This window comes from Burkholderia torrens (genome assembly GCF_984668525.1).
Genome location: NZ_OZ480212.1, coordinates 1,266,099 through 1,287,140, shown reverse-complemented (window position 1 = coordinate 1,287,140; position 21,042 = coordinate 1,266,099). Strand labels below are relative to the sequence as shown.

Here is a 21,042-nt window from a genome sequence, read left to right as displayed (position 1 = left end):
CCTGACCGGCCTGCCCGCGTCCCGAAGCCCGCCACGGCTTCACCGATCCGATCGAACGCCTGAACCGCATGCTGCGCGCGGACGGCCCCGTTTGCCGGGCCGCCCGCGCGCAGGGCGTGTTCGTCCGCTTCGCGGCCCGTCCGCGCAGGCGTCGCGCGCGTACGTGCGCGACTGCCGGCGCGCGCCGCCCGGCCCCTTTCATCACGCAGGAACACCATGTCATCTCCGTCCCCCCAGGCGCCGCTGTCGGGCGGCAAGCTCGCGATCGGCACGATCGCGGTATCGCTTGCCATGTTCATGAACGTGCTCGACTCGTCGATCGCGAACGTCGCCATTCCGACGATCTCCGGCGACCTCGGCGTGTCGGTCGACGAAGGCACGTGGGTGATCACGATCTTCGCGGCCGCGAACGCGGTGTCGATTCCGTTGACCGGCTGGCTCACGCAGCGCTTCGGCCAGGTGCGCCTGTTCGTCACGTCGATCCTGCTGTTCGTGTTCGCGTCGTGGCTGTGCGGGATCGCGCCGAACCTGCCGACGCTGCTCGCCGCGCGGATCCTGCAGGGCGCCGTCGCGGGGCCGCTCGCGCCGCTGTCGCAGGCGCTGCTGCTCGGCGCATGGCCGCGGCAGAAATCGTCGAGCGCGCTCGCGCTGTGGTCGATGACGGCGCTCGTCGGCCCGATCGCGGGGCCGTCGCTCGGTGGCTGGATCACCTACGACTACAACTGGTCGTGGATCTTCTACATCAACATCCCGGTGGGCTTCTTCGCGGCAGCCGTCACGTGGATCGTGTTCCGCGACCGCGAATCGGCCACGAAACGCATGCCGATCGACACGGTCGGCCTGCTGCTGCTCGTGCTGTGGGTCGCGTCGCTGCAGATCATGCTCGACAAGGGCAAGGATCTCGACTGGTTCAACTCGTCCGTCGTCGTCGCGCTCGGCATCGTCGCGCTGATCGGCTTCGCGTTCTTCCTCATCTGGGAGCTGAACGAGGCCAACCCGATCGTCGACTTGCGGCTCTTCACGCAGCGCAATTTCGCGGGCGGCACGATCGCGATCTCGGTCGCGTACGGGATGTTCTTCGGCACGCTCGTGCTGCTGCCGCAATGGATGCAGGGCTATCTCGGCTACCGCGCGGTCGACTCGGGGCTCGCCACCGCGCCGCTCGGGGTGTTCGCGATCCTGCTCACGCCGGTCATGGGGCGCCTGCTGCCGCGCACCGACCCGCGCTACATCGCGACGCTCGCGTTCGTCGGGTTCGCGGTCGTGTTCATGATGCGCACGACCTTCTACACCGACGTGTCGCGCTGGGATCTCGTGCTGCCGACGCTGCTGCAGGGCATCCCGATGGCGATGTTCTTCGTGCCGCTGACGTCGATCATCCTGTCCGGGCTGCCGCCGGAGAAGATCCCGGCCGCGGCCGGCCTGTCGAATTTCGGTCGGACATTCTGCGGCGCGGTGGGCACGTCGCTGATCAGCAACGCGTGGAACGACCGCACGATCCTGCATCACGTGCGGCTCACCGAACAGGCGAGCGTCACCAATCCGGTCTTCACGCAGCAGGTCGACGCGACGCGTTCGCTGCTGCACCTGAGCCCCGATTCGGCGCTTGCGTTCTTCAACGCATCGGTCGACTCGCAGGCGGCCGTGATGGGGTTGAACGACATCTTCTACGTGTCGGCGATCATCTTCATCGCGATCATCCCGCTCATCTGGATCACGAAACCGGTGCGCTCGGGCGGCGGTGATGCCGATGCGGCGGCGGCCGGCGCGCATTGATCCGTACCCGCTGCGGCGCGCGCCCCGCGCCGCGGCAGACGTAATAAACACTTGCAATCGATACAGGCCGAAACGTCAACAGCCGGTGCCCGTATCGCGTTTTTTCGTCATGCGCCCACGATTCCGGAGCGCAACGACAGGAGAAAACACCATGCGAGCCCTTACGCGCCATATCGCGATTGCCACCACCCTGATGTCGGTGCTGACCGGCACCGCGTTCGCCGATACACCGTGGCAAAACGCGCATCCGCGCCGCGAAGAGGTCAACCAGCGCCTCGCGAACCAGAATCGCCGCATCCATCACGAAGTGAAGGAAGGCGAAATGTCGCACGCCCAGGCCGCGCGCCTGCACCGCGACGACCGCAAGATCCGCCAGGAAGAGCGGGACATGGCCGCGCAGGATCACGGCCACATCACGAAGAGCGAAAAGCACGTGCTGAACCAGCAGGAAAATGCGGTCAGCCACAAGATCGGCCAATAACGACGACAACACCGGCAAGCGCCCATTCGCCCTCACCTGAAACGCCCGCTGCCGCGATGCGGCAGCGGGTGCTTGTTCTGGTTGTGTATCGAATCGTTTCAACGCACCGACGGCGTCAAATGCTGCGGGTATACTCCGTCGTCAGCCGCCTGTCGCATCGTCGTCCGTCAAAAACGGCCCGATTCCGGGCGGTTTCGTCGCGAAGCTTCGCGTTTCGCCTACCCCGCGCCCCAGCCTCGATACGAGACACCCGACGACCGACCATGAAACGATTCCTGCTGCTCCTCCCCGCCGCCCTGCTCGCCGCCTGCGGTTCCGCGCCCTCGTCCGACTCTGCCTCGTCGGGTGCCGCACCGATGATCTACGTGTCGTCGCAACGTCCGGCCTACGCGATCGCGAACTGCCTCGACAGCCGCCTGTCTGGCACCGAGCAATCGCAGCGCAACGGCGTGACCGACATCTCCGTCGGCTCGAATTCGTACTTCGTCACGCTGACGCCATCGGGCAACGGCTCGGTCATCAAGGTCGTGCGCGGCTCGGGCAACGAACCGGCCGAGGAAGCGATGCGCTTCGCGGTCGCGCGCTGCGCGATCTGATCCAAACCTGCCAATGCCGGGCGCCCGCCCGGCTCGTTCCTGCGCGCCAGCCCGCCGGCGCGCCTGCCGAATATTTTCATCCGGGCGGCCGTCGATGAGAGAATCGCACCCACGATTCCCTTTCAACGGAGCCCGCATGAAGCACCTGCTGTCCCGGCTGTTCGTCAGCGCCGCGCTCGTCGCGCTTGTTCCGGCGCTGCCGGCGCAGGCTGCCACGCCGCCCGGCATCTTCGTCGTCGCCACGCAACTCGGCGAATTCACGACCCTCGACCCGAGCGGGATCTACGAGCTGGTGCCGTCCGAATATGTCGCGAACACCTACGAGCGGCTGGTGCGTGTCGACCTGAAGGACCCGACGCGCTTCGACGGGCAGATCGCGCAATCGTGGACGGTCGGCGCCGACGGCACGACCTACACGTTCAAGCTGCGCCCCGGTCTCACGTTCCATTCCGGCAACCCGGTGACCGCCGACGACGTCGCGTGGTCGCTGCAGCGCACCATCCTGCTCGACAAGGGGCCGGCCGGCGTGCTCGCCGATCTCGGCCTCACGAAGGCGAACGTGATGCAGAAGGTGCGCGTGGTCGATCCGCAGACCGTCGTGCTCGAAACCGACCGCAAGTACGCGCCGAGCTTCGTGCTCAACGTGCTGAGCGCCTGCCCGGCATCGGTGTTCGACAGGAAGCTGCTGCTGTCGCATCAGCAAGGCAACGATTTCGGCAGCGGCTGGCTGCGGACCAACGACGCGGGCTCGGGCCCGTACCAGCTCGTCAAGTGGACGCCGAACGAAACCATCGTGCTGCAGCGCTTCGAGAAATACCGCGCACCGTACCCGATGAAGCGCGTCGTGCTGCGCCACGTGCCCGAAGCGTCCGCGCAGCGGCTGCTGCTGGAGAACGGCGACGCCGATGCCGCCCGCAACCTGAGCCCCGACAGCCTCGCCGCGCTGACGAAGGCCGGCAAGATCAAGGTCGCGTCGTGGCCGGTGTCCGCGCTGCTGTACCTGAGCCTGAACACGAAGAACCCGAACCTCGCGAAGCCCGAGGTGCAGCAGGCGATGAAATGGCTGGTCGACTACGACGGCATCCAGCGCAACATCGTCAGCACGACCTACAAGGTGCACCAGACCTTCCTGCCCGAAGGCTTCCTCGGCACGTCGAACGCGCGGCCGTACAAGCAGGACGTCGCGAAGGCGAAGGCGCTGCTCGCGAAGGCCGGCTTGCCGAACGGCTTCGACGTGACGATGGACATGCCGAACGACTATCCGTACCTCGAGATCGCGCAGGCGCTGCAGGCGAACTTCGCGCAGGGCGGCATCCGCGTGAAGCTGATCCCCGGCGATGCGAAGCAGGCGATCGGCAAGTACCGCGCGCGCCAGCATGACATCTTCATCGGCGAATGGTCGCCCGACTACATGGACCCGAACAGCAACGCGCGCGGCTTCGCATGGAATCCGGACAACTCGGATCAATCGCCGACGAAGATGCTCGCGTGGCGCAACAGCTGGGACATTCCGCAACTGACGAAGGACACCGAGGCCGCACTCGTCGAGCCGTCGCCCGCCAAGCGCGCGCAGCGTTACGAAGCGCTGCAGAAGGCCGTGCTCGCGAACTCGCCGTTCATCATCATGTTCGAGAAGGTCGTGCAGGTCGCGACGCGCCCCGGCGCGACCGGGCCCGAAATCGGGCCGATCAACGACCTCGTGTCATACCGCACGCTAGCGAAGTAATCGCGCCTGCCCGCGTGCCCGGCCATGCCGGCGCGCGGGTAATCGCCACGTGCCGCCGCGCCGGCGCTGTGCCGTGCGGCGGCCGCGATCTACAATGGCCGGCGCCGCGCGGATACCGCGTCGGGCACACGTAACGGGGAAACAACATGCATCCGAGCGAGCACGCGGTCTGCGTGGCGATCAACGACAACAACCGCGCCTGGTACGAAATGCTCGTGCCGTTCCTGCTGTCGCTGCGGCAGACCGGCTACGACGGCCGGATCGCGGTGATCGGCTACGGGCTGTCCGAACGCAAGCGGCAGATCCTCGCGAGCGAGTCGGTCGACGTGATCGACGCGTCGGGCGCATATGCGCTGCCGGTCGGCCGCTTCATCGAGGCCGCCGCGTATTGCGCGCGCCATCCGCAGATCCGCAAGCTCGCGCTGTACGACGCCGACATCTGGTTCTGCGCGCCGCAGTTCGACCTGTTCTCGCAGATCGGCGACGACCGCATCCACGTGTGCCCCGACCCGCTGTTCTGCACGTTCGTCGTCACGCCGCTGATCGGCGAGCGGCGCGACCATCACTGGCGGCTCGTCGTCGACGATGTCACCGCACGCCACGGCGGTGCGCTGCAGGCCGGGCTCGTGGCGGGAACCGCCGACGCCTGGGCACGCTACGCGGACCACCTGCGCGACTGCATCGCGCGTGTCGGCACCGATTTCCAGGAATGCTTCGGCATCGATACGACGTTCCTCCATCTGTGGAGCGCACGGGGCGAAACGGCGCTGCTCGACCCGGTCCAGAACTTCGTCAGCAAGTACGGCATCCACGAATCGTTCGACGCGGGCAGCGGCACGACGACGCTCCGGTATCAGGGCGAGCCGATCCGCGCGCTGCACATGACCGGCGACATCCGTTTCCTCGACCGCTGGCGCTACTACGCGAACCACACCGACGCCGCGCTGCGCGACGGCTCGCCGTTCGCGCTGTCGGACGGCACGCCGGTGCCGGCCGGCGCAGTCGCCGCACGCATCGCCGCGGCGGACTACGTGCAATCGGCCGGACTGACCGTTTCGTCCGCCGCGATCGAGGGCAGCGCAGGCGCGTACCTGCAGGCGCTCGACGAACCGGGCGGCACGATGCTCGTCGGTAGCGGCAACCACGAAGTCGTGTTCACCGCGACACGCGACATCGCGCGGCTGAACGTCTACGTCACACATCCGTCCGGTTCGCCGTCGCCGTTGCTGTGCGAAGTGCTGGTCGACGGGCACGCGCAGCGCAAGGGCACCGAGCTGATGGCGCATTTCTCGTATCAGGTGGCGGCCGGTACCGTCATCACGCTGCGCGCGACGAGCCTCGGCGGCCAGCAGTGCAACGCGATCTGGCGGCTGCGCGAAGCGCCAGACATGCAGCAGTAAGCCGCCGGCCGCCCCCGTTCAATTGAATGCCGCCCACACCAGGTAGACATTCAGCCCGACGATCACGACCGTCGCCGCACCGGCGACGATCCGCAGCGGCATCCGCATCGCGTAAGCGCCCATCACGTCCGCGCGCGCCGACAGCATCAGCAGCGCGATCATCGGCATCGGCAACACGAAACTCAGCACGACCTGGCTCGCGACCATCGCGCGCGTGACGTCGCAGCCGAGCGCGACCACCGCGAACGCGGGCACGATCGTCACCGCGCGCCGCACCCAGACCGACATGCGGCGATGGATGAAACCCTGCATCACGACCTGCCCGGCCATCGTGCCGACCACCGAGCTCGACACGCCAGACGTCAGCAGCGCGACGAGAAACAGCGCACCGGCCGCCGGCCCGAGCACCGGGATCAGCGTGTGGTAGGCGTCGCCGATGTCGGTCATGCCCGGCGCGCTCAGGTGGAACGCCGACGACGCCATCATCACCATCGCGAGATTCACGAACCCGGCCAGCCCGAGCGCGACGACGACCTCGCGGTTCGAGAACCGCACGAGCCGCCGCCGCTCCGCATCGTCGCGCGGCGCGGCGCGATCCTGCGTGAGGCCGGAATGCAGGTACAGCGTGTGCGGCATGATCGTCGCGCCGATGATCCCGACCGCGATCGTCAGCGCCGCGTGATCCGGAATCTGCGGGACGACCAGATGGAACGCGGCCGCGTGCCAGTCCTGCGGCGCGATCAGCAGTTCGCCGAGATAGCACGCGCCGATCACGCCGACCAGCGCCGCGATCGCGGCCTCCAGCGGCCGGAAGCCGCGCTTCTCCAGCGCGAGGATCGCGCAGGTCGCCAGCCCCGTCGCGATCATCCCGGCGAACAGCGGCAGGTGGCACAACAATCCGAACGCGAGCGCGCCGCCGAGGAATTCGGCGAGATCGGTCGCCATCGCGGCGATCTCCGACGCGGCCCACATGGCCCACACGACGGGCGCGGGGAAACGGTCGCGGCACAGCTCGGCGAGATTGCGGCCGGTGACGATGCCGAGCTTCGCGGACATCGCCTGGAACAGCATCGCGATCGCGTTCGCGGCCAGCACGACCCACAGCAGCCGGTAGCCGTATGCGGCACCGGCCTGGATGTTGGTCGCGAAGTTGCCGGGATCCATATAGCCGATCGACGCGATCACGGCCGGTCCGACGAACGGCAGCAGCGCGGCGGCGCCGGTGCGGCGCCCTTCCAGCGCGGCACGCGTCGCGCCGTCGATACGCTCGGGGGACAGGCCCGGCAGCACAAGGCCGCCGGCAGGTTTGCTCGGGACGGGAAGCATGGTGGAGTTTCCGTTCGAATGAGGAAGACCGCTTCGGGAGCGGGCACCGAGGCCGGCATGCCGCCTGCCGGCTTCGGCCTGGAGCGAAGACCGCGTTACAGCGGCACGACGTCGGGACGATTGCGCGGAAACTGCGCGATCACGTCGGGCGCGACGTTCAGATGCGCTTCGACGAGCTTCGGCGGCGTATGCGCGAGCCAGTCGGACAGCGACACCTCCGCATAGCGGTCGGTCTTGAAGATCTCGAGGAACACGAGGTCGGTCTTGCCGGTGTTCTGCACGTAGTGCCCAAGGCTCTTCTTCACGTAGCCGACGTCGCCCGCGCGGAAGTCAGCCGTCTGCGCCTTCGGGCCCGTGTCGAACACGGTCATCCGCGCTTCGCCCTGCAGGTAGTACTGCCATTCGTCCGCGTTCGGGTGCCAGTGCAGCTCGCGCATGCCGCCCGGGTGCACGGTGACGAGCGCGGCCGCGACGGTCGTCGACACGTTGAAGTTGGTGCTGTCCGCGATCCGCACTTCGCCGCCGCGCGTCTTCCTGACCGGCTTCATGTCGCCGAGCGAAAAAATGAACGGATGCGGCGGCGCCCCGGCCGACGAAGCCGATGCACGCTGCGCGTCCGCGAGCGGCCCCGGTTCGTCGCCCTGGAAGATCCACAGGTTGTCGAGCGGAACATTCCTGAACGCATTGGCCGGCACGCCGAAGTTCAGCGCAAGCACGTCGGGCGGCGTATGCGCGATCCAGTCGGTCAGCAGCAGCGTGTTGAATTCCGATGCGCGGCCGTTATCGAACGCGAGCAGGAATTCGGCGCCGTCGGTGCCGAGGCCCTGCAGCGAATGCGGCAGGCCGGGCGGGAAATACCAGAGATCGCCGGTCTTGACGTCCTGCACCGACGGCCGCCCGAGTTCGTCGAGCACCGTGATCCGGCAGCGGCCGTCGAGCATGATTGCCCATTCGGCCTGCTGGTGCCAGTGCATTTCGCGAATGCCGCCGCGCGTCAGGCGCATGTTGACGCCGGAAATGGTTTCGGAAATCGCAAAATCGTCCTGCGTGACTTCGCGCGCCCATCCGCCATTTTGAATGCGCTTATGGGCATTATTGAATGAGGCCCAGAATAACGGCATCCCGTTGATATCGGTGGCCGGCGGATCCTGAAAGGATGGAAACTGGTTTGCAATGGCCGGATTTTTCGGGCCCGGGTCGGTCAGGCTCTGGCGGTTGAGCGCATTCACCGCGCCTTCCGGCGGACGATCCGGATTGCCGAACGAGGCGGCCTTGGCCGATACCGCGATACCCGCGGCAGCAATGGCGCCGGCCGTACCCGCCAGCATTTTGCGTCGAGAAAGATTCGTCACGATTTCCTCTTCATTTCTGCAATTGAGAGAATTTCCATTACGGAGCACATGTCGCTTTTCCGATTATCGAAAATCGAACATCCCGTGACGCAAGTTAAATACATATCCTCATAAAAATTAAATGAATTATTAACCTGAATTAATGATTTTAACTGATCGACTTTAATTTTGTAATTATCGAGACGCTGTGTGGTGCTGGATGCAGGTGAATCGGCGAGTCAAGTGAAGGTGGAAATCCAACCGTGCGTGGTGGTCATGCCATCCACCTGCTGCCTGGTCCAATATTCCTGACAGGCATAAACGCAAAATATGTCTGTCAGGAATAATCCGCCGCCCGGCTCACACCCCTGCCCATGTCACCAAGCGCGCTTTCGACCCTATCACCTATCCTCGCATCATAGTTTTTATCCGCTGGCGCGATTGATTTTGGCTTTGTTAGATGGATGACATCAAATCACCAGACGACAAATATCTAACAGCCGATGACCTGCGCATTCGCCCGCACCGTCGAATCCCGCTATGCCGAACTGACGCCGACCGCCAAGCGCATCGCGAGCTACATGCTCGCGAACCTCGACCGGCTCGGGCTCGAGACGGCCGACCAGATCGCGCAGCAGGCCGGCACCAGCGGCATCTCGGTCGGGCGCTTCCTGCGCAGCGTCGGCTATCGCAATCTCGACGACCTGAAACGGGAGCTGCGCGGCGGCGGCGATCGTCCGTGGATGATCACCGACCGGCTCGACGAATACCGCCGCATCGCCGGCACGCCGCCGGACGAACGCAACGGCAACGGCAATAGCAGCGACGGCACGCTCGCGTCGTCGCTCGAACGCGAGCTCGACGCGATCCGGCACGTGTACCGGCTCGCCGAAGGCCCCGTGTTCGCGCAGGTCGCCGACCGGATCGCGCAGGCCGACGCGGTGTTCATCCTCGGCATCCAGTCGACGCGCGGGATCAGCAACGCATTCAGCAGCTACCTCGAATACCTGCGCCCGCGCGTGTTCTATTCCGACGGCCAGTCGGGCTCGTACGTCGATTCGCTGAACTCCGAATTCGAGCGGCCGTATTGCATCGTCACCGATACGCGCGCGTATTCGCGCAGCGCACGCCGCTATTGCCAGGCAGCCGCCGAGCGCGGCCAGCCGTTCGCGCTGGTCACCGATCTGTCGTGCCCGTGGGCGCGCGACTGGCCGGCCGACCTGCTGCAGGTGAAGACCGACGTCGGCCAGTTCTGGGATTCGCTCGCGCCGCTCACCTGCCTGTTCAACCTGCTGATCACGGCCGTGGTCGACCGCCTCGGCCCCGCGATCGACCGGCGCGTCGCGCGCAACCGCGAACTGCAGCGCACCTTCGACCAATTCGAATCCTGAGCGAGCCCGCCCTGCCGATGAACGATCACCGCCTCGTCGAAATCACGTCCGCCACGCATCGCGTCGAGATCGACCTCGTCTATGCGACCGACCGCAACCTGACCGGCAAGCCGATCTATCGCCGCGCGCACTGCCTGCTGCTGGCGCCGGCCGAAGCCGCATTGCGCCGCGCAGTCGACATCGCGGCGCAAGCCGGCTTCACGCTGCGCATCTACGACGCGTACCGGCCGCCGCAGGCGCAGCAGGTGCTGTGGGATTTCCTGCCCGACCCGAACTTCATCGCCGATCTCGGCCGCGGCTCGAATCACAGCCGCGGCACCGCGCTCGACCTGACGCTCGTCGGCGCGGACGGCGAACCGCTCGACATGGGCACGGGATTCGACGAGATGGTCGCCGCGTCGGGCCACTTCCATGCGGGGCTGCCCGAAACCGTGCAACGCAACCGCCTGCTGCTGCTCGGCGTGATGCACGCGGCCGGCTTCACGCACATCGACAGCGAATGGTGGCACTACGAACTGCCCGGCTCGCGCGCCTTGCCGCAGATCGACAACGCGGCGAGCGGCCCGTGGCGCCTGATGTAACGACGATGCACGTCCCCTTTTTCATGCACGTTCACGTTCAACGACTCAAACGACAGATGGAGAAGCGCACATGAATTTCCCGACATCCCGGCTCGTCGCGGCGCTGGCCGCCGCATCCGTTCTCGCCGCCGTTCCGCTCTCCGCCGCCTACGCGGAGACGCCGAAGGACATGTTCGTGATGGCCACGCTGCTCGACGAATTCACGACGCTCGATCCGGGCGAGATCTACGAGCTGGTGCCGGAGGAATACGTCGCGAATACCTACGACCGGCTCGTGCGCGTCGACCTGCGCGATCCGTCGAAATTCAACGGCGATGTCGCGCAGTCGTGGTCGGTGAGCCCCGACGGCCTGACCTATACGTTCAAGCTGCGCCCCGCCCTCAAGTTCCACTCGGGCAACCCGCTGACGGCCGACGACGTCGCGTGGTCGATCCAGCGCGCGGTGCTGCTCGACAAGGGGCCTGCCGCCGTGCTGACGGGCATCGGCCTCACCAAGGAGAACGTCGCGGCGAACGTGAAGAAGCTCGACGACCAGACGGTGTCGGTCACGACCGACCGCAAGTACGCGCCGACCTTCGTGCTGAACGTGCTCGGCTCGTGGCCCGCGTCGGTGCTGGACAAGAAGCTGCTGCTGTCGCATCAGCAAGGCAGCGACTTCGGCAATGCCTGGCTGAAAACCAACGAAGCCGGCTCCGGCGCGTACAAGCTGGTCAAGTGGGCGGCCGGCGACAGCATCGTGCTGCAGCGCTTCGACGGCTACCGGCTACCGCTCGCGATGAAGCGCATCGTGCTGCGCCACGTGCCCGAAGCCGCGAGCCAGCGCCTGCTGCTGGAAAACGGCGACGTCGACGCGGCACGCGACCTGAGCCCCGACGATCTGGCGTCGGTCGTGAAATCCGGCAAGGCGAAGGTATCGGCTTCGCCACAAGCGACGCTGCTGTATCTCGGCCTGAACACGAGGAACCCGACGCTCGCGAAACCCGACGTGCAGGAAGCGCTGAAATGGCTCGTCGACTATGCGGGCATCCAGGGCAACGTCGTGAAGACGACCTACAAGGTGCACCAGACCTTCCTGCCCGAAGGCTTCCTCGGCACGCTGAACACGAACCCGTACAAGCTCGACGTCGCGAAAGCGAAGGCGCTGCTCGCGAAGGCCGGCGTGCCGAACGGCCTTTCGGTGACGATGGACGTGCGCAACGACTATCCGTACACGGAAATCGCGCAGGCCGTGCAGGCGAACTTCGCGCAGGCCGGCATCAAGGTGCAGCTGATCCCCGGCGACAACAAGCAGACGCTCGCGAAATACCGCGCGCGCCAGCACGACATCTACATCGGCGAATGGTCGGCCGACTACATCGATCCGCACAGCAACGCGCAGGGTTTCGCATGGAATCCCGACAACTCCGACAAGTCGAGCTATAAAATGCTGGCCTGGCGCAACAGCTGGGACATCCCGCAACTGACGAAGGAAACCGACACCGCGCTCGCCGAGCCGACCGCCGCGAAACGCGCGCAGCTGTATCAGGCGATGCAGAAGGAAGTGCTCGCGCGCTCGCCGTTCGTGATCATGTTCGAGAAAGTCGCGCAGGTCGCGACGCGGCCCGGCGTGAGCGGGCTCGAAGTCGGGCCGATCAACGATCTCGTGTCATACCGCAACCTGAAGAAGCAATAAGCATTGGGAGAATGTGCGGCGCGGCGAACACCGGCGGCACGCGGCTTCGGGATGGACGCGGGAAAATTCATCCGCCGCCGCACGCAGGTAGCGCATTTCCGCATCGAAATACTTGAGGAACGGCTTCTAGTTCTCTGGGGGATCGTTTCCACGGGCCGTTCATGGTTGCATCTCCGGCGGCAAAGGTGGCGGCGGCAGGAATGGCGGCTGGCTGCCGCCCTTGCCGACGACAAAAATTCGCTCCGGCATCCGGAAGCCTCGCAGCTTCAGCAGATCCAGCGGTCCGGCACCTACCTGTGCTCGCAGCACATAGCGCAGCGATTCGTCGTGTGGCACGTTCCACGTGAGTTGATAACGGGTGCTGTCGAGCGGCTTCACGTCGGCCTTGCCCAACAAACGCAGGAATGCCCAGTCGCCCGTCGCATCGAATGCCTGCCGCAATCCCGCATCGACCGTCTGCCACGTCAGTCCCGCGTGCCCGTTCAGGCCATTGCCGGGCCATGCGAGCGGTGTCCAGCTTTCCCGTTGGTTGAAGTAGACGATCTGCTTGCCGTCCACCGACAGTTCCGAACGCGTCACGTTTGGCGTCGGCAGCGCCATCATCTCGAAGCGCTCGCCCGCATCGCCCTGCAGATACAACTGGGCACCCACGGTCGACAACTGGCGCAGGCCGGAGAGGAACTTCGGATCGAACTGCAGTGCCTGGGGCGCCAATTCGTTCGGCACCCAGTGGTCGCCCTCCATCGTCAGCACGCCCGCCAGTTGCGTCGAGACGAAGCGCGCGATCAGGCCGGTGTCGGGGCGCACGTAGCGCCCGAGTTCGGCAAACGACGCATCGGTGTTTGTATCGAAGAACGGATACCGGCCGTTCATGGCCGCGTTGAACGGCATGGCGACGCTTGAGCGCCACGCCCCGTTCAGGCTCGCAGCGGCCGGCTGCAAGATGGTCTGCCACGCTCCCTCGAGCGGCTGAGCGAATGCAGCGCCGCCGAAGCCCGACCATGCAGCGCCTAGGCTTGCAGCGGTGAGCGCGGCATCGTCGCGGGCCTGCGAGAGATCCGACAGCTTGCCCTGGAATACCGCCTGCGCGAGCGAGCGGGCCATCGCTTGCGCATCGGCGCTGCCCGCGATCTGCTGTAGCTTCAGGCGCATCGTCGTCACGGCCGTCAGATAGCGCGATAGACTCACGCCGTTCAGCGCGATATTGGCGGGCATGTTGCCCTCGCCGTTGCCGCCGGCTGGTGCGGCGCCGACGTCGCCCATCAGCGCAAGCAGTGGGCCGAATGGCTTGTCGAGAGGATGGACGGCCCGCGCGTCCAACTGCTCGTCGCTGCCGATCAGGCTTTGCGCCTTGCGCACCAACGTGTCGCTCAACGCCTGCGACGGGCGGCCCGCCTGCGCCTGATCTTGCACCGTCTTCATCAGCGCGATCAGCGGCGAGGTCTGCGCATCCGCGAGTCGGGACAACTGGTCGATCGCACCATTCAGATTCGCCGCCGGTTGCCACTGGATGCTGTTGAGCATGTGCTGCCACGCAGCCGCATACTCGGCGAAGTAGCGCGCAGTCAGGCGTTGTTTCAACTCCTCGGTCACGCGCTTCTCATCGATTGCCGCCACTGTCTTGATGGTGCCCACCGAAAGCACATTGCCGATAGTCTGCGCCGACTGTGCACCGGTTAGCACCCAATCACCGCTCACGCGACGTTCGCTCGACGCCTTGTCGATCGCCGCTGCGACAATGCCGTCCCACGCAGCACGGGTATAGATCCCCGGCACCGTCTGCGCGGTCGTAAAAAGACCATGTGCATCCGCACCGGCGAGCAGCGTCGCCAGCGACGCATCCGCATACTTGCCGCGTGCTGCATCGAGGATGCCCTGATACAGCACGTCGTCGCTGCCTGCCAGCCCGATCTGATTGACGAGCGTCGAGCGCATCTGTGTGACAAGCGGCATCGATGCGTCGATCCGCCAGACCGGGTGCGCCTGGAGGTGTGTCGCCCAAAACCCGGCCAGTTGCTGCGAGATATCAAGCCATTCGCCCGCACGCATGCCGGCAGGCGCGGGCCATACGTCGAGCAGTTGGGTCTTGAGGTAGGGCGCATCGGTCCGCGACGGCTCGGCCAGCATCAGATAGGCCTTGAGGCGGTTATACGCGCGCGTCCGCGCGTCGGGGCTCTGCTGTTCGTCGTCACGAACCTGAGAGAGCTGGGTAAGCTGGCCTTCCAGCGCCTGCACGACTGGTTGCCGCAAATTGCGTGCGGCGATCGTCCGATATGGCAACCACAGCGCGTCGAGCAGTTCATCGTTGCGCGACAGGCCCGCGCGCAAGTACCACGGCACCCCATGCAGCTGGCGGTATTCCAGCAGGCTGATCTGCTTCTGCAGCGCGAGTTGCGCGTGCAACGCCTGCGGCGTGCCGGGCGGAGCGGTCAGCGCCACGTCGGCCACTGCTTGCACTTCGCGAACCAGTACACGGTTACCGATGCCGGACATCACCAGCATTACCAACCACGCAATCGCCCCGAACAGCGCGCACCCCGCCAACACGTTCGGCCAGTAAAGCTTCGTGCGGCGGCCCCGGCAGTGGCACACACCGGCGGCGATCTTCCGCCAGACGGGGAGCAGCGCAACCGGTTGTTCGCGCGTGACCGCTTCCACCGGTATCGCCGGGGCGGACGGATCTTGCACGTCATCGGCGACTTCCGGGATCGGCACCGGGACAGTGGATGCCCCCGGAAGGACTGGCACGAACATGATCCCCGTCAGCGGTACGCGCAGCCACTTCGATGCAGCGAGCGCTTGCCAGCCTTCGATCATCCGCTCGCGTTGGTCGCCAATGTATTCCGAAATCTCCAGCAGCCACGTGTACCAGTGCGGCTGGCCGCCCATGCGTACTCCAGCATCTGCAGTCTTGTATTCGAGGTCACGCAATCTGTCCAGCAGGAAGGCTCCGGCGGTTCGCATCTCCTTGCGCGAACTGCTTGGCATGAATGTCCCAACCGGATCGAACCGTTCGGGTAGATTGCCGCCTTTAGCCTCGACCGGATGTAGAAACGTGATCGGAGCGGCCCAGCCCAAAGCGATGGCAATCGTCGAGAGCGTACGAGGCAGCTTGGGATCTGCATCGCTCGCGCAGGCCACCTGTACCAAGCCGTCAACCGGGTTGCGGCGACGCAACTCCCGGATCTGGCCGAGCCACTTCGTCGACTCAATCCCGTCAGGCGATGCGTGTACCAGCACCGTTTCGTCCACGTGCATGATGCCGGCCTGCTTGAGGCCCGGCGCGACCTGATCGATCCGGTCATCCGTGCCGTTCACCAATAGCCAGCACAGGCGGCGGCGCCAGAACCAACCGTGCGTGACGCGTAATTCCTCATAAAGACATTGCAGCCGGGCGTCACGCTTCGGCGGCTTCAGCCTCGTGGACGCTGTTCTCGTCTCACCCGTTTCAAGACGAAATAATCGGGCAGCGCTCGCATAGGCGCCCGTGGAGATCGAATACAGATGAGCGGTCACGACGGCGACGAGTAACACCGGAATGCCGGTCATTATCTGCATACGATGCATACCGTCTGCAATGCCGAGATGATCGCCATAAAACCAGATCAGCCAGAGCGCTACGACGGCAAGCACCAACGCGGCGAGAGGCAAGCCCCAGATCGCCGCGCGGCTCGGAGTCGCCTTCTCGGCGGAAACTTGGCGCTCGATGTGCTGCAGGTTATTTTTGGATATCGACATGCGCGGAAATCATTTGATCTTCGGATATGACATGGAGAATGGCCGACTGAAGACCATCGACGACAAGTTGAGGTTCGTCATCGGTGGGCGCTTCGATGGCAGCGGCAATCGACAACAAGCTATTGCCCGCCCAGGCGTCGCCGACAATCCGATCCAGCCTGCACTGCGCAGCGTCTTTTGCCGCAGCCAGAAATCCGGCGGCACGCAAAACCTCGTCGCACCTTTCGATCGGACGGGTGATCCACGCGCTCTTCACCGCCCCGGGTTCAGTCTTGCCGCAGATTGCGGCATCGGCGAAACCGTATTCGGGTTCGGCGGCATCACATGCGATGGGCCTGCACAGCTTCGCTTTCAGGCTGACTTCTGACGGAAACTTGAAATAGCCGGCATCAAGCAATACGGCGGCACATCCCTCGGAGAAGCCTTCGTCAATGTCATCGTCGTACCACGCCGCCGCAATGACGAGAAGCGGACGACGCTCGTGCGCATCGAGCCACGCATCGGCCACCAGCAATCCGTCGCTAGCTGGCGCTGGCTGAACCGCCAGCGGGGGAAGTCCTGCCAGGCGCATCGCATCGCGAACCTGGGCGAGACGCTGGTTCGCCACTTTCGATTCGACCAGTACGCGTACTTGGGGCCAATAGGTCGCTCCGTATCGAGTCAGCGCGCGGATACTCTCGATCAACGGTTCAAGCGCCAAACGAATCATCTGAACGGCGGGTGCGATCTTCACCGGTTCGGGTGGATCGTCTGTCTGGTCGTCTTCTCCACTCGTCGTGAATGCGGTAGCAAGTAACGGATCGTCGTCCGCAAATCGGTTGCATAAAACCTTACCTGGACCGTGCCGAGGGGCTTGCATTTTCAGGATCGGCCTTTTCGCTTCCAGAACTTCGGACAAGGATTTGCCCGCCAGCGGCAAGCAATAGCCTGCACCGAGTACGTGTAGCGGGCGCTGTGCGAATCTGATTTTCTCCGCGAGCCAGCGATCACGATGATGGTTGCTCCAGTACGCGCGATACCACAGCACTTCGTAGCCGGCGCGGCCGAAACCGAGCAGCACCAGGAACAGTCCGTTCGGCACGCCAACGATCCAGCTCCAGAACTTGAGGCCGCTTGCTGGCTCGCCTTTGGGCCATGCCAGCAACACGAACGCCGGGCCGAATACGTTGCAGACGAGCCACGTACACGCCCATGGCCAGAAACGCATTCGATGGGGGTACGCGCTGGGGCGTCCGGCGGGAGAAAAGTCGACCGGCATCAGACAATATTGACGTTCTGTAGCGACGAAATCAGCCGGCACCCGCAGGCACATCGATGGTGATGCATGGCGATGAACCTGCCGTCGCGATCGGGAAAACGCTCGTAGCCTTCGTCAATGGTGGTCGGTCCGTGCTGGTCACAGATTGCGTCGTCGCCCTTGCGGGCGAGTGGCTTGCCCATGAATACGGTCCACGCGGAGCCGCTGGTGACTTCGCCACCGTGTTCGAGTTTGTCGCCCTTTCGGATGGGAGATTTCATTTTTGGAATGCCATTTCTGTGGTGTTTAAAAGACCGCACTTGTGTCATCTGTCGTCACGACGCGTCGATTGCCCTGAATTGCCCACACTTGGACAGGCTCCGTCCGTGCAATCCATTTTCCCTTTGGACGTGTTGCGCGACATTCATTCAACGAGGGGTGTCGCTGCATTGATCCGAGACCGTCAAAAGTTTCCACTTAATTGCACCATGATCGAAGACGGAAATATCCGGGCAATACATGATCTTGCCGCCCGCAACTGGGGTTTTCTTCCAGCGCCATCGTTCCGTTCGGACTAGCTTCGTCGACGGCGAGTGGCCGTTCTTCTTTCTGAAGATCGTGGAGTGATATCGGATCATTGCGCGACAGGGACACTTGCTGTCACGGGTTTTGATCCTGAAGTATCAACGAATTCGACGCTGCGAAGGACTTCAATAACATATGAGAGCAGACTGCCATTCGGATCACTAAGGTACATGACAGGTTCACCACCACATACAGCCATACCTTCGTGAAAAATACAGAATGACAAGTAGCGCTCGCGCTGACCTGGATCACCATCCTTATCGTCCTGGATCAAATAGAATCCGTTCCCGTTGACCGCTTCCAGGTTGTACACATTGGTGAATGCACCCAGAAGCTCTTTATCTCTCGCGCTCTCGAAATAAGGGATCCACTTTTTTCCATATTCATCATAGAGAGCACCATATTGGCGCGCGACTTCGTTTTTCGATTTTTTGACAAAATTAACGCATGCAAAATTAATACCGAACTTCGAAAATGCATTTTTAATTGGCGGCTTTTCCGTCCAGTAAGACGCATTTAATGGCACCCCACTGACTAAGTGGCCATTGAAATAGTCAACAATACTAATTACACATTGCTCACCCATATCGACTACAAGCCTCGATGGTTTATCGTCTGAGAAAGTGCCACCTTTGGCGCACGATGCAAATTGGACGAATACGAGAATTATCCCAATCAAAATTGCACTCAATTTGTCACGCATACTCAATCTCTCCGGGGAATGCGCCCCTCAGGAAACTCGTGTGAGGGAGCGCCTGATTCGTCTGGAAATTTGACTTCCGCCAGCACCGCTAGCGCTTGCGCGAATGCCACGCACCGGGCGATATAGCCATTAAATGGTTTATGGAGACGGCCTACGGCAGCAGGAAGGTTCACAGCAGCCGACGCGTCCCGAAAATTCATGCTGTGATAATAGATCTTGCTGACTGGTGGGTTCGGACGGGGACGTTGACGGTCCGGCGGTCGCGTAGCAGTTACTGCACGCCGCTCCAAGATGATTGGCCTATCAGCGTAACGCCCCATACCCATTTTTGCCCAGTAGTACCCGGCACTATCGGCAGGAGCAAAGGTGTCTTCGGGTGTTACAGGCTGGCCCTCAGCACCGACTTGCTCGCGCCACGTTAGCATTACAGGCGTTACGCCACTGACTGGATCCGCTAAATAAGTTCGGGCCTGTGCTCGATGCCCATCGGCTTGGGCCTGCGCGTGTGCCAAGTCGTTGCGTGTGGTTTGCGAGATCAGAGCGTTGCGTCCACGAAAATCCCAGTAGCCGATGTAATTTGACGAATGTGTAAGCTGCAGAAATCCGCGACCATCCCACGGGTAGTACCACTCGTTACGATTGTTCTCGTGCAATTTTTCAAGCCATTGGGTTTCCTGCAAAGAATTTCCAAAGAACGTCGCCATGCGATCAGGCGAAGAAACAGTGTATTTTCGCAAAGCACAATTCAACGGAACCCGATGAGCGTTAGAGATATCTGATCGGCGCCTCGAATAGGCCACTTCTTCGTAATACAACCGGTGGGTTCCTGCTTCGCGCAGGACCTCTATTGGCAACAACTGTTTGAATTCGCTCGCGCTCAACCATGCACACTTCCTGAAATGCCGAATAAACGCCAAGGGATGAAAAAACCAGACCTTCTGTCCAGCAAGCGGCGTCTTATCCAGAAATTGGAACTTTCTCAAGAATTCAATGAACTTCTCGTACCCGTCCGGATTGGTATCTTTCTGCTTACCGAAGAATCCATCCGACTCGTTCAATCCCTGATACCGCTCGTCGTTGTCGGACGGGTCCCACTCGCTGCGTGCCTTGCACACCAGTCCCCTAAGTTTTTCGCGCGCGCCCTCTGCGTTCCGCACGTAGCCTGCGAGTTGCAGGTTGACGCTATCGTCGTTGTTCCTGTCGTATTCGAGCGGCGAGATCATGCCGGACGCGGCTTGCGGATCCGCGACGCCAGTCAGACGGCAAAGCTCATCGTAGCCGCAGAGTCCATCGTGATTGAATGGCGCATTGTCTTCATCGACCTTTTGCCAATCCTTGAAGAACGGGAAATCCGCATCAGAAAGCTTGACGATCACGTCTGATGCGATGTTGATATATCCCTGGCTTCCGTTCTCATCGACTGGCACCGCGACCCAAGTATCACAAGCCGCACCCGAGAGCGTCGGATCGTCCGAGAGAATGCGCCCAAACCGAAGCATTTCGTAGCCATCGCTCGGGCAATCGGAATAGAGCGCCATCGAACGCTGATACAGGTCGTACTCGTATTGCTTCGTGTCGTTGTCGTACGGGTCAGCGACCGGGGCAGGCGTGAGCAAGGTGACGCTACCACTGTTGCCGCGGTCGATCCACGCCTGCGTATAGCGCCGTCCCTTGTTGAACCAGGCCTCGACATAGAGCGTGTCGTTTTCACCAATTGAACCGCCCTGCACTGGAGGAAACCAGGCGTCACTCATACCCGCCGGCTGAGGCACGAAATCCATCGGGCCGGGAATGACAAAATACGTATGTCCCCAATAGTCGCCCGACGTAGGCTGAACGGGGTTCTTTTCACCTAGCTGAACCTTGTGGCCGTCCTGCTCGAACCAGGCCGTGAAATCATCGTCTGCCATGAAGATTTCAAAGTGCAGATGCCGAACACCCTGATGCCAGCCGACATAACCAAGTATGTCCTTGCGATACACCTTTTTCGTACCGCCCGGCTGAACCACGCAATCCTTGCCCTCTGCCGTATCGAGCAGCCATTTCGGCAGGGCGTTCGCCGATCCGGTCGCTGGCGGATCGTTCGATTGAGGCGCGACATCTTGCTGCCCGGTCATGTCCAGCAGGTGCATATAGAGCGAGTAATACGTGATCGTGCGCCCGTCTCCCGTGTCGGTCGTGTGCCTGAGCAGGACGAAACCGGCATTCGAGTTCCGTTCCAGCTGCCCTGTCGTCGGATCGATCCTGCCATCGGACAGGGCGTTCTTGCAGATCCGATAGGCCACCACGTCACCGTCGGCAATCGCGCGCACGGGTTCGTGCTGCTCGCTCGGCGCCAGATGAATGCCGCCGTGAAAACGCCGGTCGAAGGCGACCGGGTAGACCCCGTGATGGCCGATCTCGAACTGGTCGACGGCGTCCATCATGGGGTCCGGCCTCGACGCATCATTGGACGACAGACCCGATGCGGGCAAAAAAGGAGGGCTGATGATCATGGCT

The 21,042-nt window shown here is 63.2% G+C and carries 16 protein-coding genes; 8 read left to right on the top strand and 8 right to left on the bottom strand.

All coding sequences use genetic code 11. The features are described from left to right. Positions 1–216: 216 nt before the first annotated feature. From AC5LXX_RS22055 to AC5LXX_RS22035, 5 genes are all read left to right on the top strand, one after another. Positions 217–1,776: a DHA2 family efflux MFS transporter permease subunit gene (locus AC5LXX_RS22055; protein ID WP_493413151.1), complete on the top strand. Its 1,560-nt coding sequence runs from the start codon at positions 217–219 to the stop codon at positions 1,774–1,776. A gap of 151 nt (positions 1,777–1,927) precedes the next feature. Beyond that, on the top strand, positions 1,928–2,257 hold the full coding sequence (locus AC5LXX_RS22050; protein WP_493413150.1) for a hypothetical protein: 330 nt from the start codon (positions 1,928–1,930) through the stop codon (positions 2,255–2,257). 263 nt (positions 2,258–2,520) lie between these two features. Continuing rightward, positions 2,521–2,853, top strand: a complete 333-nt coding sequence (locus AC5LXX_RS22045; protein WP_124446932.1) for a sugar ABC transporter ATPase — start codon at positions 2,521–2,523, stop codon at positions 2,851–2,853. 136 nt (positions 2,854–2,989) lie between these two features. Then, the gene (locus tag AC5LXX_RS22040) at positions 2,990–4,579 is read left to right on the top strand and encodes an ABC transporter substrate-binding protein (protein ID WP_493413149.1); all 1,590 of its coding nucleotides are present in this window, start codon (positions 2,990–2,992) and stop codon (positions 4,577–4,579) included. Positions 4,580–4,725: 146 nt separating this feature from the next. Next, entirely contained in the window at positions 4,726–5,979 is a 1,254-nt protein-coding gene (locus AC5LXX_RS22035) for a hypothetical protein (RefSeq protein ID WP_493413148.1), read from the top strand. Between the two features lie 18 nt (positions 5,980–5,997). Here AC5LXX_RS22035 and AC5LXX_RS22030 read toward each other — a convergent pair whose 3' ends face one another. Continuing rightward, entirely contained in the window at positions 5,998–7,305 is a 1,308-nt protein-coding gene (locus AC5LXX_RS22030; protein ID WP_493413147.1) for an Nramp family divalent metal transporter, read from the bottom strand. 95 nt (positions 7,306–7,400) lie between these two features. Further along, positions 7,401–8,657 carry an oxalate decarboxylase family bicupin gene (locus tag AC5LXX_RS22025; RefSeq protein WP_493413146.1) on the bottom strand — a complete coding sequence of 419 codons (1,257 nt, stop codon included), beginning with the start codon at positions 8,655–8,657 and terminating at the stop codon, positions 7,401–7,403. A gap of 482 nt (positions 8,658–9,139) precedes the next feature. Here AC5LXX_RS22025 and sapR point away from each other — a divergent pair, with 482 nt between their 5' ends. The 3 genes from sapR (at position 9,140) to AC5LXX_RS22010 (ending at position 12,280) form a co-directional block, all read left to right on the top strand. Then, positions 9,140–10,027 (top strand): sap1 transcriptional regulator SapR, encoded by an 888-nt coding sequence (gene sapR, locus AC5LXX_RS22020; protein WP_493413145.1) that lies wholly within the window; start codon positions 9,140–9,142, stop codon positions 10,025–10,027. Positions 10,028–10,044: 17 nt separating this feature from the next. Then, complete coding sequence (ddpX, locus tag AC5LXX_RS22015) at positions 10,045–10,608, top strand: D-alanyl-D-alanine dipeptidase (protein ID WP_493413144.1); 564 nt, start codon at positions 10,045–10,047, stop codon at positions 10,606–10,608. 70 nt (positions 10,609–10,678) lie between these two features. After that, entirely contained in the window at positions 10,679–12,280 is a 1,602-nt protein-coding gene (locus tag AC5LXX_RS22010) for an ABC transporter substrate-binding protein (protein ID WP_493413143.1), read from the top strand. A gap of 159 nt (positions 12,281–12,439) precedes the next feature. Here AC5LXX_RS22010 and AC5LXX_RS22005 read toward each other — a convergent pair whose 3' ends face one another. The 6 genes from AC5LXX_RS22005 to AC5LXX_RS21980 all read right to left on the bottom strand — a co-directional run bounded on the left by AC5LXX_RS22005 (position 12,440) and on the right by AC5LXX_RS21980 (position 21,038). After that, positions 12,440–16,018 carry an ImcF-related family protein gene (locus tag AC5LXX_RS22005; RefSeq protein WP_493413142.1) on the bottom strand — a complete coding sequence of 1,193 codons (3,579 nt, stop codon included), beginning with the start codon at positions 16,016–16,018 and terminating at the stop codon, positions 12,440–12,442. Then, positions 15,999–17,165: a hypothetical protein gene (locus AC5LXX_RS22000; RefSeq protein ID WP_493413141.1), complete on the bottom strand. Its 1,167-nt coding sequence runs from the start codon at positions 17,163–17,165 to the stop codon at positions 15,999–16,001. The genes AC5LXX_RS22005 and AC5LXX_RS22000 overlap by 20 nt, the downstream gene beginning before the upstream one ends. A gap of 110 nt (positions 17,166–17,275) precedes the next feature. Next, complete coding sequence (locus AC5LXX_RS21995; protein ID WP_493413140.1) at positions 17,276–17,536, bottom strand: PAAR domain-containing protein; 261 nt, start codon at positions 17,534–17,536, stop codon at positions 17,276–17,278. A gap of 147 nt (positions 17,537–17,683) precedes the next feature. Next, positions 17,684–17,893: a hypothetical protein gene (locus AC5LXX_RS21990; protein ID WP_493413139.1), complete on the bottom strand. Its 210-nt coding sequence runs from the start codon at positions 17,891–17,893 to the stop codon at positions 17,684–17,686. Continuing rightward, positions 17,890–18,543, bottom strand: a complete 654-nt coding sequence (locus AC5LXX_RS21985; protein WP_493413138.1) for a hypothetical protein — start codon at positions 18,541–18,543, stop codon at positions 17,890–17,892. The genes AC5LXX_RS21990 and AC5LXX_RS21985 overlap by 4 nt, the downstream gene beginning before the upstream one ends. A 2-nt stretch (positions 18,544–18,545) precedes the next feature. Then, a complete protein-coding gene (locus tag AC5LXX_RS21980; protein ID WP_493413137.1) occupies positions 18,546–21,038 on the bottom strand; it encodes a M23 family metallopeptidase in 2,493 nt (830 codons plus the stop codon). Positions 21,039–21,042 lie beyond the last annotated feature (4 nt).

Bases quoted from the DNA above. Each gene is read 5' to 3' on its own strand.
- AC5LXX_RS22010 (WP_493413143.1), top strand. From the start codon at position 10,679: ATGAATTTCCCGACATCCCGGCTCGTCGCGGCGCTGGCCGCCGCATCC.
- AC5LXX_RS21980 (WP_493413137.1), bottom strand. From the start codon at position 21,038: ATGATCATCAGCCCTCCTTTTTTGCCCGCATCGGGTCTGTCGTCCAAT.
- AC5LXX_RS22045 (WP_124446932.1), top strand. From the start codon at position 2,521: ATGAAACGATTCCTGCTGCTCCTCCCCGCCGCCCTGCTCGCCGCCTGC.
- AC5LXX_RS22035 (WP_493413148.1), top strand. From the start codon at position 4,726: ATGCATCCGAGCGAGCACGCGGTCTGCGTGGCGATCAACGACAACAAC.
- AC5LXX_RS22050 (WP_493413150.1), top strand. From the start codon at position 1,928: ATGCGAGCCCTTACGCGCCATATCGCGATTGCCACCACCCTGATGTCG.
- sapR (WP_493413145.1), top strand. From the start codon at position 9,140: ATGACCTGCGCATTCGCCCGCACCGTCGAATCCCGCTATGCCGAACTG.
- AC5LXX_RS21995 (WP_493413140.1), bottom strand. From the start codon at position 17,536: ATGAAATCTCCCATCCGAAAGGGCGACAAACTCGAACACGGTGGCGAA.
- AC5LXX_RS21985 (WP_493413138.1), bottom strand. From the start codon at position 18,543: ATGCGTGACAAATTGAGTGCAATTTTGATTGGGATAATTCTCGTATTC.
- AC5LXX_RS22005 (WP_493413142.1), bottom strand. From the start codon at position 16,018: ATGTCGATATCCAAAAATAACCTGCAGCACATCGAGCGCCAAGTTTCC.
- AC5LXX_RS21990 (WP_493413139.1), bottom strand. From the start codon at position 17,893: ATGATCCGATATCACTCCACGATCTTCAGAAAGAAGAACGGCCACTCG.
- AC5LXX_RS22040 (WP_493413149.1), top strand. From the start codon at position 2,990: ATGAAGCACCTGCTGTCCCGGCTGTTCGTCAGCGCCGCGCTCGTCGCG.
- AC5LXX_RS22055 (WP_493413151.1), top strand. From the start codon at position 217: ATGTCATCTCCGTCCCCCCAGGCGCCGCTGTCGGGCGGCAAGCTCGCG.
- AC5LXX_RS22030 (WP_493413147.1), bottom strand. From the start codon at position 7,305: ATGCTTCCCGTCCCGAGCAAACCTGCCGGCGGCCTTGTGCTGCCGGGC.
- ddpX (WP_493413144.1), top strand. From the start codon at position 10,045: ATGAACGATCACCGCCTCGTCGAAATCACGTCCGCCACGCATCGCGTC.